The organism is Mesorhizobium sp. WSM4313, from assembly GCF_002294725.1.
Taxonomy (GTDB): domain Bacteria; phylum Pseudomonadota; class Alphaproteobacteria; order Rhizobiales; family Rhizobiaceae; genus Mesorhizobium.
The window spans coordinates 206,925-219,080 of the sequence record NZ_NSFT01000008.1; the positions used below are offsets into that span (position 1 = coordinate 206,925).

Consider the following 12,156-nt stretch of genomic DNA (forward strand, 5'->3'; position numbering starts at 1 on the left):
AGGATCTCATGAAGAAAGCGCTTCTCATTGCAGTCGTCACCCTGATCCCGGCCCTGCCGGCGGTGGCCCAGAATGCCGCCCAGCCGAACGACCAGCAGGCGCAGAACTGCCAGGCCAAGCCCGACGCCAACGACCAGCAGCAGAAACAAAAGCAGCAGGCCGACACGGATGAGCTGTCGAAAAAACTCGGCAATTGCGGCGGCGTGCTGAAGCCGCCGCCGACCGGCGACAAGAACGCGACGCCGCCGCCCCCGACAGGCAGCGACATGCCGGTGATCAAGCCGGGCGAAATTCCGCCGCAGACCGGCCAATGAGGCCCGTCTTCAACAACAAGGGTTCAATGCTTGCGCTTCTCGCCCTCGGTCGCCTTGGCGGCCGGCAAGTTGTGGGCCTCGCGTATCATCTGCAATGCCTCCTCACGCGTGAGGCCGCATTTGCGGGCAAAATAAGCCGCTTCGAGGATCTCGGCCTCGGAAGCCGCCGAAACAGTGGAAGCCGGCCGTCTGTGCTTCTTCTTGGCCATCGGTTCACCGCGCCATGAATCACTTAGTCAGCTAAATATAGGCCCGTTGTTTCTCATTGCAAATTCACCGCTGCTTTTGGCGATCCTGCTGGGCTGCCTGTGCATTGGGGAACCATTGCACCGGCACAGGATTGTGACTTGCGGGCCGCGTCAGCCGGACCTGGTGGCAAAGAGAACAGGGCTGGTTTCTCCGGCTTCCCGCCCTGGCCAACGAAAAGGCAGTCGAGCTCTTGTCCCACCCGGCCCGCTCCGAGCTTGGGGCAGTACATGGCAGTGGATACGGAATTAAACGGTGGCGGCGTCGAACCGCGCAAGGGCATGCCCAGCCCGCGTCTCGGCGAGAGCGAATTCAAGCAACGCTACAGGAAGCTGTTCTACGATCCGGCCTTCGAGCCGGAGGCCGAAGCCATAGGCAGGCTGGCCGAAATCGCTTGGCAGGCCTATAGCGAGGAACGCAAAAGTCCGGTGACCCGCAAAGCGGGAGAGGGTTTTCACGACCCAAGCTACGATCTCTCCGTCGAATGGATCGCCGCTCACGATGCGGTCAAGGCCGCGCAACGGCGCCACGAGGACAGAACTGCACCGTCGCGCATCCTGATCATCAACGGCTCCTCACGCAGCGAGCATACTTGCCCGGGCGAAATGTCGAAAAGCTTTCGTCTCGTCGAACTGGCGCGCCGCGCCATTGCCGGCAGGCCGGGCTTTTCCGTTGAAGTGCTCGATCTGTCGCGGCTCGCTTCCGAATATGGCCGCAGGATCTACCCTTGCAAGGCCTGCTTCTCGACAGCGGCGGCGCTCTGCCACTGGCCGTGCTCGTGCTATCCGAACCATTCGCTCGGCCAGGTGCACGACTGGATGAACGACATTTATCCCCTTTGGGTCGAGGCGCATGGCGTGATGATCGTCACGCCCGTCAACTGGTACCAGACCTCCTCGCCAGTGAAGTTGATGATGGACCGGCTGGTCTGCGCTGACGGTGGCAATCCCGATCCGTCTTTGACGCAGGGCAAGGATGCAGCGCTTGCCAAGCAAGCCGAACTCGCTGGCTGGAGCTATCCCCGCCATCTCGAAGGCCGGTTGTTTTCGGTTGTCGTTCATGGCGATACGGAAGGCGCTGCGAACGTGCGGCATGCGCTTGCCGACTGGCTGCGTTCGATGAAGCTCGATCCCGTCGGCGAGATTGCCGAACTCGACCGCTATATTGGCTACTGGAAACCCTATGCAACCAGCCATGACGAGCTCGACGCTGACAAGGACGTTCAGGTTGAAGTAACCAACGCCGCGCTAGCCCTGGCCGAAGCGGTGGCGAGGCGCCGGGCAGGGGAATTCCCCACCATCGGAGCCGACCTCAAGGATCCACGCCCGAAATAGAGGAAGAAGATGCCGCGCTGGGCCAACGAAGGCTGGACAATCCTCAAGGAAAGCGCCTCCGGCTATATTGCCGACAATGCGCTGAGCCACGGCGCGGCGATGGCGTTCTACGCCACCACCTCGCTGGCGCCGATCCTGCTGATCGTGGTCGCGATTGCCGGGTTCGTCATCGGCAATGATGCTGCGCAATTGGCGCTCTCGGCACAGATATCGGGCGTCATGGGACCGCAGAGCGCTGATCTTCTCAAGGCAACGGTCGAGACCGCCTCGCAGCGCGGGTCCGGTACTTTGGCCGCCTTGATCGGGCTGATCACGCTTTTAATCACCGCGTCCGGCGTCTTCGGCGAGATGCAGCAGACATTGAACGAGATCTGGAAGGTCAAGCCCACCAGCGTGTCGTTTTCGCGCCTGGTGCGGGCGAGGGCGGTGAGCCTCGGACTTGTGGCGGCGCTCGGCTTCCTGCTGCTAGTGTCGCTTGCAGCCAGCACTGCAATCGCCGCGCTTGGCGAAGTCATTAACCGCAGCCTGCCGTTTGGAACGCTGATCGTCAGCGGCATCAACACGGTCGTCTCCTTCGCATTGATCGCTCTGCTCTTCGCCGCCATCTACAAGGTCCTGCCGGACCGGGAGCTCAAATGGCGTGACGTGGGCGTCGGGGCGTTGGTCACGGCGCTGCTCTTCACCATCGGCAAATCGCTGATCGGCTGGTACATCGGCACCAGTGCCATAGCGACGTCCTACGGAGCGGCGGGCGCACTGATGGTGGTGCTGGTCTGGGTCTATTATTCGGCACAGATTTTTCTTTTCGGCGCCGAGATTACCCGCGCCTATTCGGTACGGCGCGGCAGCCGGCGCGACCTCGCGCCGGTCGTTGCGAATGCAACCGACCGGGCTGCGCCGCACCATGCCGAAGAAGTAGCCAAACCGGGGACGACGATGCCGGCCGACGCTGGTGCAAGTGTCGGCGCGGCGGCGCCTCGGGCATCCGGCGGCGGGATCGTCCTATGGATTGTCCTCGGCAGCCTGATCACTCTGCTTGTCACGCGGGTCTTACGCCGCTCAGGCTGACACGACCTCGTCGCCGGGCTCGGGCCTTACCGTCGTTCTTCCTGCCGTTTCTCGATTTCGTAGGACAGCCAGCGGCAGAACATGCCGATAACCGAGGTAGCGGCTCCGCCGAGCAGACAAGCAATCAACAACGGACTTTTCGAGGCACCGTCCCAGCTGACGATCGCCAGCAGCGCCACGCTCACTGTGGAAATCAGATACCCTGTACCCTTGAGAAGATGAAGCGACGATCTGGTCATGTTGGCCCGCCTTCCAATGAACAGACAATCAGGATCGAAGTTCCATTTAGCCGATGTTCCTCCAGACGGTGGAGGCACTTGCTGGAAACCGGGAAGGCAGGCTGGCCCGGCCGCGACATACAACTCACTTGGGACTGAAGTCGCACGCAGCGCCGCTTTGGTCCAAGCAGTGAAACCTCAGCCCGCCGTTGGTGGTTGTGGGACGATTTGACGGATATTTGAGTCCCTTCATCGTCAACTGTTTGAACGCCCATCATTCCCGCGACTGGTGGGCGTTCATTCGAGGCCAATGATCCAGTGCCAAGGGGCGGACCGGATGACATGCGGCACGCTGTGAGGCGCCCCGACAGCGGTCGCGGGGCGCGCCCGATCCTCATCGGTAATCTGACGGCCGAGCTTTTTCTATCGCGGGGGGGATTGGTCCGTCCTCGACAAGGATATCCTTCTTGCGCGCGAATGCGGCGAAAATGCCTCGCGCGGTTTCCGCGTCGACTTCGCCGACCAAAGCCGCCTTGCAGGCACGGATAGCCGCTTTCTGCTCCGGGCTATTGCCGCACCAGTCGGTCGCGAACTGATAGGCATCGACGACGGTGTTCAGTTGCCGGGGAAAGCCCAGTCCGACCCAAACGCGAAGGGGTTTCTCGAAAGGTTTGGAAAGCATCGCGAACTCCCATAACCGCGAAACTTTCAAACAGTCAGTCCGCCGCCGCGGCCGCCTTTGCCGGTCATCCATGGCAAGGGCATACTCACGTCCTCGAGAATTTTGACCGACCTTGCGAAACCGCTAAAAGCATCTCTGGCGGCAGTCAGCGGATAGCCGCCGTCGAATGCCCGCTGGCAGGCACGAAGTGCCGTTTCAAAGATGGTTCCGCGCCTGTTCTTGGGCCACGCGTAGAGAAATTCCAGGGCATCTTCCAGACACGCGATTTCCTGGATGAGGCTGTCTCCGCTCTTCACGAAAACAGGGCTGTCGAACATGCGATCGTTCATAACGTCCTCCAATCGAACGAACAATTGAGTTCAGGCAACGGCTTGGTGCCGACAGCGGCCCAAGCTCAGCGGCGATATGGGTTTGTAGATCTTGACCGTCAAGAGGCCCGGGGTCGCTGCAAGAACCGGCGCGCCAATTCTGCCATCCAGGACGAATTATCGGTCCAACAAACAGCTAAGATCGTTGGTGGCGAGGGCAGCGGCCGCCGTCGTTCGATTAGACCTGCAATGTGGCAGAGAGCCCTGGCAAGCTGCCGGGGCTCGGCGGCCGTCAGCGGATCGTCCGCTATGCGGCTTCAGCCGCGACGTTGACCGCGGATTCGGCAAGCTGGGTAAGCGCGGCGTCCGTTTCCTTTTCTTCGTTCAGCGTCTTGTCGAGCAAGGTGACGGCCTCCGTCAGGCCGAGTTCCTGCGCCCAGGTCCTGAGCGTGCCGTAGCGAGAGATCTCGTAATGCTCCACGGCTTGGGCGGCAGCCAGCAGGCCGGCGTCGAGCGAGGGCGAGCCCTTGTACTCGTCCATGATCTCGGCACCTTCCTCGGTGATGCCTATGATGGCGGCACAAGTCTTGCCCGCCGGTTTCTTATCGATTACCTCGAACACTTCCTCGAGACGGGCGACATGTTCCTCCGTCTGGTCGCGATGCTTCTCGAAGGCCATTTTCAGCGCGTCATCGTGCGCCGCCTTCGCCATCTTGGGCAGCGTTGTCAGGATTTTCTTCTCGGCGAAATAGATATCCTTCAGCGTGTCATGGAAAAGTTCGTTGAGGCCCTTGTTCGAGGCCGCTTTCGTCGTCGCCATTCTGAATCTCCTGGTGCGGTTGGATTACCACCAACACGGCCCGACCAAAGTTGTTCCAGAAAGAAATACATGCGGCGACACAGCTAAAAGCATCAATTGTTATTGACGGCGACGAAGCACCGCCGCGGCCAGGCAATTGGCCGGACCGACGCATGAACCGCCCGACTGTCGCATCTGAAAGGCCGCTTTCCCCTGCTCAGGATTCACGCAAACCACTGCGCGATAAGGCCCACCGACGAGGCTGCCATTGTGATTGTCGTTAGCCATCCCATCGCGCGCAGCCAACCCTGAACCGGGAATTCACCCATGATGTCCTTGCGGCCGGCCATTCGCATCATGACGATCAGCACGGGAACGGCGCATATGCCGTTGATGACGGCGCTCCAGTAAAGCGCCTTGATCGGATCGATCGGGGTAAACATGATCCCGGTGCCAAGAGCGGTCGCGGCGGCGAGTGTGACGTAAAACGCCAACGCTTCCTTCGGCTTGCGCTGCAGCCCCACCGTCCAGTGCAGGGCTTCGCCGACGGCGAAAGCCGCTGACCCCGCCAGCACCGGCACAGCCAAAAGCCCGGTGCCGATAATTCCCATCGAGAAAATGATGAAGGCGAACTTTCCGGCGGCTGGCTCCAGAGCCTTGGCCGCGTCCGTGGACGAAGCAATATCGGTCACCCCCGCCTTGTGAAGCGTGGCGGCCGTGGTGAAGATGATCGCGACGCCTATCAAATTCGAAAACGCCATTCCGACCAGCGTATCGGCGCGTATCCGCCGGAATGCCCTGGAAGCTTGCCACGGCGCCCATCGGAGCGGCTTGGCGCTTGGCTTGAGTTCCTCCTCCTCGACCTCCTGCGAGGCCTGCCAGAAGAACAAATAAGGCGAGATGGTCGTGCCGAGGATCGCGAGCAGCGTGGTGAAGAAAGCGCCACTCCATTGAATGTGCGGAACAAGCAAGCCTTTGGCCGCATCGGCCCAGGCTACATTCGCGGCGAACATGGCAATGACGTAGGCGAAGAGGCTCAAAGTTGTCCATTTGAGCACTTTCACGTAGCGGGTGTAGTCGATGAAGACGATCGCGCAGATACAGATGATCGCGAATGCGATGACATAGAGCGGGCTCGGCCCGCCGATGAGCAGCTCCAACGCGTCCGCCATGGCGCTGAGGTCGGCACCGATATTGATGACGTTGGCGACGGAAAGCAGCACCACCACGACGCAGAGCAGCGAGGCGGGATAGTGTCTGCTGAGATTGCCGGAAATCCCCTTGCCGGTGGTGCGGCCGATGCGGGCGGCGATCTCCTGGATCGCCGCCATCAGCGGGAACGTGAACAGCATGCTCCAGCCGATATTGAAACCGAGCTGCGCGCCAGCTTGGCTGTAGCTTCCGATGCCGGAGGGATCGTCGTCGGATGCGCCGGTGATAAAACCGGGGCCGATCGTACGCAGGAACCGTTGCAAAGGTCCCTTCGCCGACGTGTTGCTTCGTTCTCTCTCGATGTGCGAACCGACTTCGGCCATCCTTGGTTCTTCCATGCCCGGCCGAGCGCTAGCGCAATGGCAGCCGAGGCCAGGGTTAATCGGAGCGACTTGCACGACAGGCTCGGACAGGTGTTTTGCGTAGATAAGCAAGAGCTAACGAAGATGGTGGGTAACTGGCGGCGATGACGTCGGTTCCGCCGTCATCGTCACTTTCGCATCAGAGGGCGGATCCGGTCGGGTGCCGAAAAGGGTCCTACATAAATATATCGGGGGTTGTCTTGCCGGGAGTCAGTTTAAACGCTATATGTGTGATATCGATCTTGTTGAACGAACGTTGTTTCAGGGCCTTTGCGCCCGACGATCTTCCCTCTCAATTTCGAAAACCGTGACGTTTGGCATTCGGCCAAGCGGCGGTAATTTGCGTCGATTTGAAAGGAAATCGTATGACTACTGGAACCGTGAAGTTTTTCAACGCCACCAAGGGCTTTGGCTTCATCGAACAGGGCGGCGGCCAGCCGGACGTGTTCGTTCACATCTCCGCCGTGGAGCGCGCAGGGATGCGTTCTCTCGTCGAAGGCCAGAAGGTAAGCTTTGACGTCGTCAAGGACGCTCGCAGCGGCAAGAGCGCCGCGGAGAACCTCCAGGCAGCCTAAGCCATGCGTCGGCGCCTTTGACCACGGATGTACCGGCACAGGCGCTGGGGCTTTGAGGGAAGGTCGGGTTCGCCCGGCCTTTTTCGTTTGCATAGCGAGGTAGCACATGGCTGATACGAATGTGTTCAAGCCGAAAGGCGACGCCAAGAACGAGGCCACTACAAAAACCGCGCGCGCCATCATCGACAGCGAGGCGGCGGCCAGGATTGCCAAAACGGCGCGTCTTCGCAAGGCCAGGCTTGCGCAGGAGCCGGTGGAGGAGCCGGTAAAGAAGGTGAAGAAGAAGGCCGCCGCCAAATAGGGGCGCGGCGTGAGCGGCGCCGTGGCGGCCGGGCTGGTTCACCCTTTCCTGAGATGGTCGCCCCGGCTGCGGGAAAATCTCGATAAGCCTTTGATCAGTGCCGTCCCTTGAGGAACCTCGCCTCTCTCACCAGTGAAGTCCAGTCAGGGCCGATAAGCTTGATCAGTTCGCGAGCTTCGTCCTCCGAGATGTCCGTATCCTTTGCCAGGCGGCGGGCAAGCAATTCCACATCGCCCTGTGCTGGTTGAGCCGCTTTGCCATCGCCGGGTTCGGCGCCGTCGCCTCGGTTGATCATGAGCCAACTCCTTCCGGGTAGGAACTTTCGAGGCGGCGGCATGTTTCATGCGTTTCTGCAATTTGATGTCCGGGGCGTCCCGCTGGCGGCGGACCATAAGGTCCGAGGCTGATCCCCGATGCCGCGCCTTTCTGGAACCGGCGCAAGGCGGCGCGCCCGCGGCCTCCCGAAGGCAAGCCGATCCGGATAATCCAGCGCGCCTTCGGCGCGTGCGGAACTCGGCCATGGTAGCCCATCAGAGCCATTTATGCCGTTTCGACCTGCAGGTCGAAACGCCGTCGCGCAGGCTTGACCGGCTTACTCAAAGGCGCTGCCGCGAGGCAACGCCCTTCGTTTTGGGAGCCGGCTGTTACCAGCCCTGCATCCTGTACCAGTCGTCGATGTCGCGGCGCACGCGATCCTTCTCCAGGCCGTAGCGTTCCTGGATTACGCCTTCGAGCTGGTCGCGCTTTCCGGCGATACGATCGAGATCGTCGTCGGTCAGCTTGCCCCACTGTTCCTTCACCTTGCCCTTCACCTGCTTCCAATTGCCTTCGACGCGGTTCCAGTCCATGGCCGGACCTCCTGTTGGATACGGAGGGCTAACGGCAACACGACCGCGAAGTTCCTGTCGAAAGCTCTTTCTGCGTCGAGGCAGACGCTGAGCACAACGAAACGGACGAATGTGCCTTCATCTGGCCGTCATAATGAACCGCCAAATTAGCAAACGCTGAACGTGACCCCGGTCAGCATGTTCCCAAGACCTCTCTTGCCCGGCTCCTGGTCCGGGCTTCTTTTTAATGCATGTCGCCCAGAATGCGCAGCGGTTCTGGGACGACGGGCATCAAAACAAAGACTTAAAGCGTGTCGTCTGAATTCATTTCAGCGACGCGCCTCAGGTGCTGGCATCCCGCCTGGAACGGGTGGCGCGGATTGGCGATGGCGCATCCTCAAAAATCCGGCAGCGTTGGAACATTAGGCCGGTGCCGAGGTTCTTGCATGCATGGATGGCGCGCAGTTTCCCCGAAGCCCGTCATCCGGACCGGGTTCCGACCCGAGCAAGCCCGCCTCGGCCGTCCCTCGCCGGGACGGGCTTTATCGTGACGAGATCGGAAGGACCATGCTTCACCAAGCCGCCAAAATCGCCGAGCAGGCCCATCGGGGTCAGAAAGACAAGACCGGCAGACCCTACATCGAACATCTGAGACGGGTTGCCGATGCGGTCGAAACGCTGGACGAAAAGACGGTTGCCTATCTGCATGACGTGGTCGAGAAAGGCGAGGGTTGGAGTCTCGAGCGGCTGCACGGCGCCGGCTTCGGCCTGCCGGTGGTGGCGGCGGTCGATGCGCTGACCAGGCGCATGGACGAGAGCGAGGAGAGTTTCATTTTCCGCGCCGCCTCGAACGAGCTTGCCCTGCCGGTTAAGATAGCCGACCTGCGCGACAATCTGTGGCAAGCTCATCAGGCGGGCGTTGCGCCGGACCGGTATGAGACGGGGCTCGACATTCTGGGCGAGTTGGCCGCCAGGGACTGAGCGGCGCACTGGGCTGCTGCCGGCGGCGCCCCGCTATTCGTCGAGCTGCAGCAAATCGAGCCGCGCGTCGGGCAGCGCGTGCTCCCACAGGGCCCTTTCGAGGTCGTTGCGGTTGTCGCCGCCCGTGGCTTCCGGCAGGTCGAGCGCCGTTAAGGCCTGGTCGTCGAACTCGATCGGCGCCCCGTAAAGTTGGGCGATTTGCATCACCAGGCTTTCGATGTCCTCGCGGGCGATGTTCTCGGCGAGGTTCTTGAGCCTGATTTCTTCCGCAACCCGGATGATGTTGACGATGCCGTCGATCCGCAGGGCCTGCTGGACCTTGCAGTGAGAGTCGTCGCGCAGCCGGTTGGAAAATCCTCGCATCATTGGAAAACCCTCCTTTCGCGGGGGTCTATCCCTCTGTTGCAACCATGCGCTGGAGTAGTGCGGTTGGCAATACACAAATTTTAAAAACAATAAATAAATCAGCCGGTTAGCAAAGTAGATCAAACGCGGTTTCACCGCATCCTTAGCATCGTTGGCTTCATTGTCGGTCGGCAAATCATCCCCTCTTGACGCCTTATGGCCGCTTCCTATTTCTACTCACAGTTAGGCACATACTAACTCACAAGCATTCGGCTCGGGTGGAGGCGGAAAGTGGTTGAGCTTGAACGGCCGCAAAGATTGCAGATCATGCTGACCGACGAGGAATTGGCGGCGCTGGAAAACTGGCGTTTCGAAAAACGCATGCCAAGCCGCTCGGCCGCCGTGCGCGAGCTTTTGCGCCGTGGGCTGGCGTCCGATGGGTTTCTGACCGCTGACCTGGGCGCGAAGTCGCAGGATTTCGGCGTGATATCGCTGGATCGGAAGGTCGCAGATGGCTCCAGCGACTCGAAACCCTGAGCAGATGCACGCTCGCTCGCGGCAGATTGCCTTGACCTCGGCCGGCCCTAATTACCGTCCATGACCAATCCCGGGGGGACGTTCCGACACGATCCGAACGCCGATGCGCGCTTGGCCGCGATCGTCGATTCTTCCTACGACGCCATCGTTGGCAAGACTCTGGACAGCGTGATCACCGACTGGAACCACGCGGCCGAACGGATGTTCGGCCATACAGCCGAAGAGGCCATCGGCCGGTCGATCCTGATGCTGATCCCAGAGCATATGCAAGACGAGGAAACCGAGATCATCGGCCGCATTCGCAAGGGGGAGCGCATTCCGAGCTTTGAGACGGTGCGCAGGCGCAAGGACGGCTCGCTGATCACCGTTTCACTGACGATTTCGCCGATCAAGAACAATGCGGGCGAGATCATCGGCGCCTCGACGATCGCCCGCGATATCAGCGCTGCCAAGGAAAGCGAGCGCCGCATCCGGCTCTTGATGCGCGAGGTCAATCACCGCGTGAAGAACCAGTTCGCCGTGATCCTGTCGATGATCAGGGAAACCAGCAAGCGCTCCACCGATCCGGGCGAGTTCGAGGAACTGATCCGTTCGCGCATCATGGCGCTGTCGCGCTCGCACGATCTCCTGGTCACCTCCGAATGGGCCGGCGCCAGCCTGTTCGACCTGATCCAGGAGCATCTGAAGCCTTTCGGCCATGAGGAGCGCATCTCGCTTTCCGGGCCGCTCCTGAAGCTGCAGTCCAACGCCGTGCAGAATCTCGGCATGGCCTTCCACGAGTTGGGCACCAACTCATCCAAATATGGCGCGCTGGCGGGCGAAGGCGGCCGCATCGAAATCACCTGGCAGGTCGAGCCCGGCCCGCGAGCGCAGCGGCGCTTTCATCTTCTGTGGCACGAGACATCCGGCGCGACGGCCGTTGGAGCTGAGCAGAAGACGAGTGAGCGCAAGGGTTTTGGCACCGTGGTGCTGCAGCGGGTGGCGCCGCAGTCGCTGAGCGGTTCCTCAAGCCTCGAACGCTCGCCCGGCAGCGTGAAATGGACGCTCGACGCGCCGCTCGAGGCGATCGTCGTTCCGCAGCTGGGGGCAGAGGGCGACACCGACTTCGGCGTCTGAGCGGCAGGCGGCGGGATTTCTGCCGTCCCACGCCGGGCGACGCGCAGTCCGGGCCCGCCTGACCGCCACTTGCAGCCTGATAGAAACGTAATTACATCAATCGCTAAGCGTGCAATGTCCACGCGGATACAGTTGCTTTGGTCAAGCTTCGTCTATGGAGGTTGTCATGCCAAGCAAACTGATGGAAGCAAGAAAGAGTCAGGACTGGATCACCCTGATCCTGGCGATTTGCCTGTTCATCTCACCATGGGTCATCGGATTCACCGCAGCGACGGTGCCCGCGTGGAACGCCTGGATTGTCGGCGTTCTCCTCGGCGCGCTGGCGCTCGCGACGCTTTCGGTGTTCGCCGAATGGGAAGAATGGGTAAACGTCGTCCTCGGGCTCTGGCTGATCGTGTCGCCCTGGTTGCTACACTTCGCGGCTGACACGTATGTCATGGCCACGCATGTCGTTCTCGGCGTACTGGTGGTCGCGGCATCGGCCTGGGCTGTCTGGGACTTCCGTCATCCCCACGCTCATGCGTGAGCGGTGATTGAGCGGGAGCCCGCCGCGCAAGCGGCGAGCTCCTGCTACTGCGGCGTCTGGGCATCGGGCTGAGCGGCCATTGCAGCGTCTTCACGCGATTGCTGCAACGGGAAACGTTTTGGTGCATTCTTGGGAATGGTCTCGATGCTTAACCCCGACACCCCGGCCAAGTGCTGCTCCTACTGCGGCGGCCGCGACCATGATTTCGAGGAATGCCCGAAACGCAAGGCCGACGCTGAGAAGGAAAAGGTGGAGCGGGAGCCGGCCGTGATCAGGCTCCCATATTCTCGTCACGCGTCCTCCAACCAGTAGATCGCGCCTTGCGTCGCCATAAAGAGATCTTGCTGCGCGGCCCGCGTCCACGGCTCGATTGCCGACAGGGGTACCGTCGAGCCGTCGTCTCAA

19 protein-coding genes are annotated in these 12,156 nt (G+C 61.1%); 10 read left to right on the plus strand and 9 right to left on the minus strand.

Going from position 1 to position 12,156, the window contains the following annotated elements:
- The first annotated feature begins 8 nt into the window (after positions 1-8).
- Positions 9-314: a hypothetical protein gene (locus CK219_RS19745; protein WP_095768391.1), complete on the plus strand. Its 306-nt coding sequence runs from the start codon at positions 9-11 to the stop codon at positions 312-314.
- Between the two features lie 23 nt (positions 315-337).
- Here CK219_RS19745 and CK219_RS19750 read toward each other — a convergent pair whose 3' ends face one another.
- On the minus strand, positions 338-523 hold the full coding sequence (locus CK219_RS19750) for a hypothetical protein (RefSeq protein ID WP_095768392.1): 186 nt from the start codon (positions 521-523) through the stop codon (positions 338-340).
- Positions 524-790: 267 nt separating this feature from the next.
- On the opposite strand from CK219_RS19750, the gene CK219_RS19755 reads away from it, so the two are divergent.
- Positions 791-1,894, plus strand: a complete 1,104-nt coding sequence (locus tag CK219_RS19755) for a flavodoxin family protein (RefSeq protein WP_095768393.1) — start codon at positions 791-793, stop codon at positions 1,892-1,894.
- 9 nt (positions 1,895-1,903) lie between these two features.
- Complete coding sequence (locus CK219_RS19760) at positions 1,904-2,962, plus strand: YihY/virulence factor BrkB family protein (RefSeq protein WP_095768394.1); 1,059 nt, start codon at positions 1,904-1,906, stop codon at positions 2,960-2,962.
- A 26-nt stretch (positions 2,963-2,988) separates the two neighbouring features.
- On the opposite strand, the gene CK219_RS31310 is transcribed toward CK219_RS19760, so the two are convergent.
- The 5 genes from CK219_RS31310 to CK219_RS19780 all read right to left on the minus strand — a co-directional run bounded on the left by CK219_RS31310 (position 2,989) and on the right by CK219_RS19780 (position 6,504).
- Entirely contained in the window at positions 2,989-3,201 is a 213-nt protein-coding gene (locus CK219_RS31310; RefSeq protein WP_141245383.1) for a hypothetical protein, read from the minus strand.
- Positions 3,202-3,574: 373 nt separating this feature from the next.
- Positions 3,575-3,862: a DUF982 domain-containing protein gene (locus tag CK219_RS19765; RefSeq protein WP_095768395.1), complete on the minus strand. Its 288-nt coding sequence runs from the start codon at positions 3,860-3,862 to the stop codon at positions 3,575-3,577.
- A 26-nt stretch (positions 3,863-3,888) separates the two neighbouring features.
- The gene (locus CK219_RS19770; RefSeq protein WP_095768396.1) at positions 3,889-4,191 is read right to left on the minus strand and encodes a DUF982 domain-containing protein; all 303 of its coding nucleotides are present in this window, start codon (positions 4,189-4,191) and stop codon (positions 3,889-3,891) included.
- Between the two features lie 286 nt (positions 4,192-4,477).
- Positions 4,478-4,990, minus strand: coding sequence for a ferritin-like domain-containing protein (locus CK219_RS19775; RefSeq protein WP_095768397.1), 513 nt, complete (start codon positions 4,988-4,990; stop codon positions 4,478-4,480).
- Positions 4,991-5,193: 203 nt separating this feature from the next.
- A complete protein-coding gene (locus CK219_RS19780; RefSeq protein WP_095768398.1) occupies positions 5,194-6,504 on the minus strand; it encodes a divalent metal cation transporter in 1,311 nt (436 codons plus the stop codon).
- Positions 6,505-6,908: 404 nt separating this feature from the next.
- Here CK219_RS19780 and CK219_RS19785 point away from each other — a divergent pair, with 404 nt between their 5' ends.
- Both CK219_RS19785 and CK219_RS19790 read left to right on the plus strand, forming a co-directional pair.
- Positions 6,909-7,118: a cold-shock protein gene (locus CK219_RS19785; protein ID WP_095768399.1), complete on the plus strand. Its 210-nt coding sequence runs from the start codon at positions 6,909-6,911 to the stop codon at positions 7,116-7,118.
- 106 nt (positions 7,119-7,224) lie between these two features.
- Entirely contained in the window at positions 7,225-7,419 is a 195-nt protein-coding gene (locus CK219_RS19790) for a hypothetical protein (RefSeq protein ID WP_095768400.1), read from the plus strand.
- 94 nt (positions 7,420-7,513) lie between these two features.
- On the opposite strand, the gene CK219_RS19795 is transcribed toward CK219_RS19790, so the two are convergent.
- Positions 7,514-7,714 carry a hypothetical protein gene (locus CK219_RS19795; RefSeq protein WP_095768501.1) on the minus strand — a complete coding sequence of 67 codons (201 nt, stop codon included), beginning with the start codon at positions 7,712-7,714 and terminating at the stop codon, positions 7,514-7,516.
- A 349-nt stretch (positions 7,715-8,063) separates the two neighbouring features.
- A complete protein-coding gene (locus CK219_RS19800; RefSeq protein ID WP_095768401.1) occupies positions 8,064-8,267 on the minus strand; it encodes a CsbD family protein in 204 nt (67 codons plus the stop codon).
- A 546-nt stretch (positions 8,268-8,813) separates the two neighbouring features.
- On the opposite strand from CK219_RS19800, the gene CK219_RS19805 reads away from it, so the two are divergent.
- Positions 8,814-9,227: an HD domain-containing protein gene (locus tag CK219_RS19805; RefSeq protein WP_095768402.1), complete on the plus strand. Its 414-nt coding sequence runs from the start codon at positions 8,814-8,816 to the stop codon at positions 9,225-9,227.
- A 33-nt stretch (positions 9,228-9,260) separates the two neighbouring features.
- On the opposite strand, the gene CK219_RS19810 is transcribed toward CK219_RS19805, so the two are convergent.
- Entirely contained in the window at positions 9,261-9,767 is a 507-nt protein-coding gene (locus tag CK219_RS19810; protein ID WP_141245384.1) for a hypothetical protein, read from the minus strand.
- A 96-nt stretch (positions 9,768-9,863) separates the two neighbouring features.
- On the opposite strand from CK219_RS19810, the gene CK219_RS19815 reads away from it, so the two are divergent.
- The 4 genes from CK219_RS19815 to CK219_RS31750 all read left to right on the plus strand — a co-directional run bounded on the left by CK219_RS19815 (position 9,864) and on the right by CK219_RS31750 (position 12,063).
- Entirely contained in the window at positions 9,864-10,109 is a 246-nt protein-coding gene (locus CK219_RS19815; protein WP_095768404.1) for a hypothetical protein, read from the plus strand.
- 111 nt (positions 10,110-10,220) lie between these two features.
- The gene (locus CK219_RS19820) at positions 10,221-11,225 is read left to right on the plus strand and encodes a PAS domain S-box protein (RefSeq protein WP_245340538.1); all 1,005 of its coding nucleotides are present in this window, start codon (positions 10,221-10,223) and stop codon (positions 11,223-11,225) included.
- A 166-nt stretch (positions 11,226-11,391) separates the two neighbouring features.
- A complete protein-coding gene (locus CK219_RS19825) occupies positions 11,392-11,751 on the plus strand; it encodes an SPW repeat protein (RefSeq protein ID WP_095768502.1) in 360 nt (119 codons plus the stop codon).
- 144 nt (positions 11,752-11,895) lie between these two features.
- Positions 11,896-12,063: a hypothetical protein gene (locus tag CK219_RS31750; protein ID WP_176477082.1), complete on the plus strand. Its 168-nt coding sequence runs from the start codon at positions 11,896-11,898 to the stop codon at positions 12,061-12,063.
- Positions 12,064-12,156 lie beyond the last annotated feature (93 nt).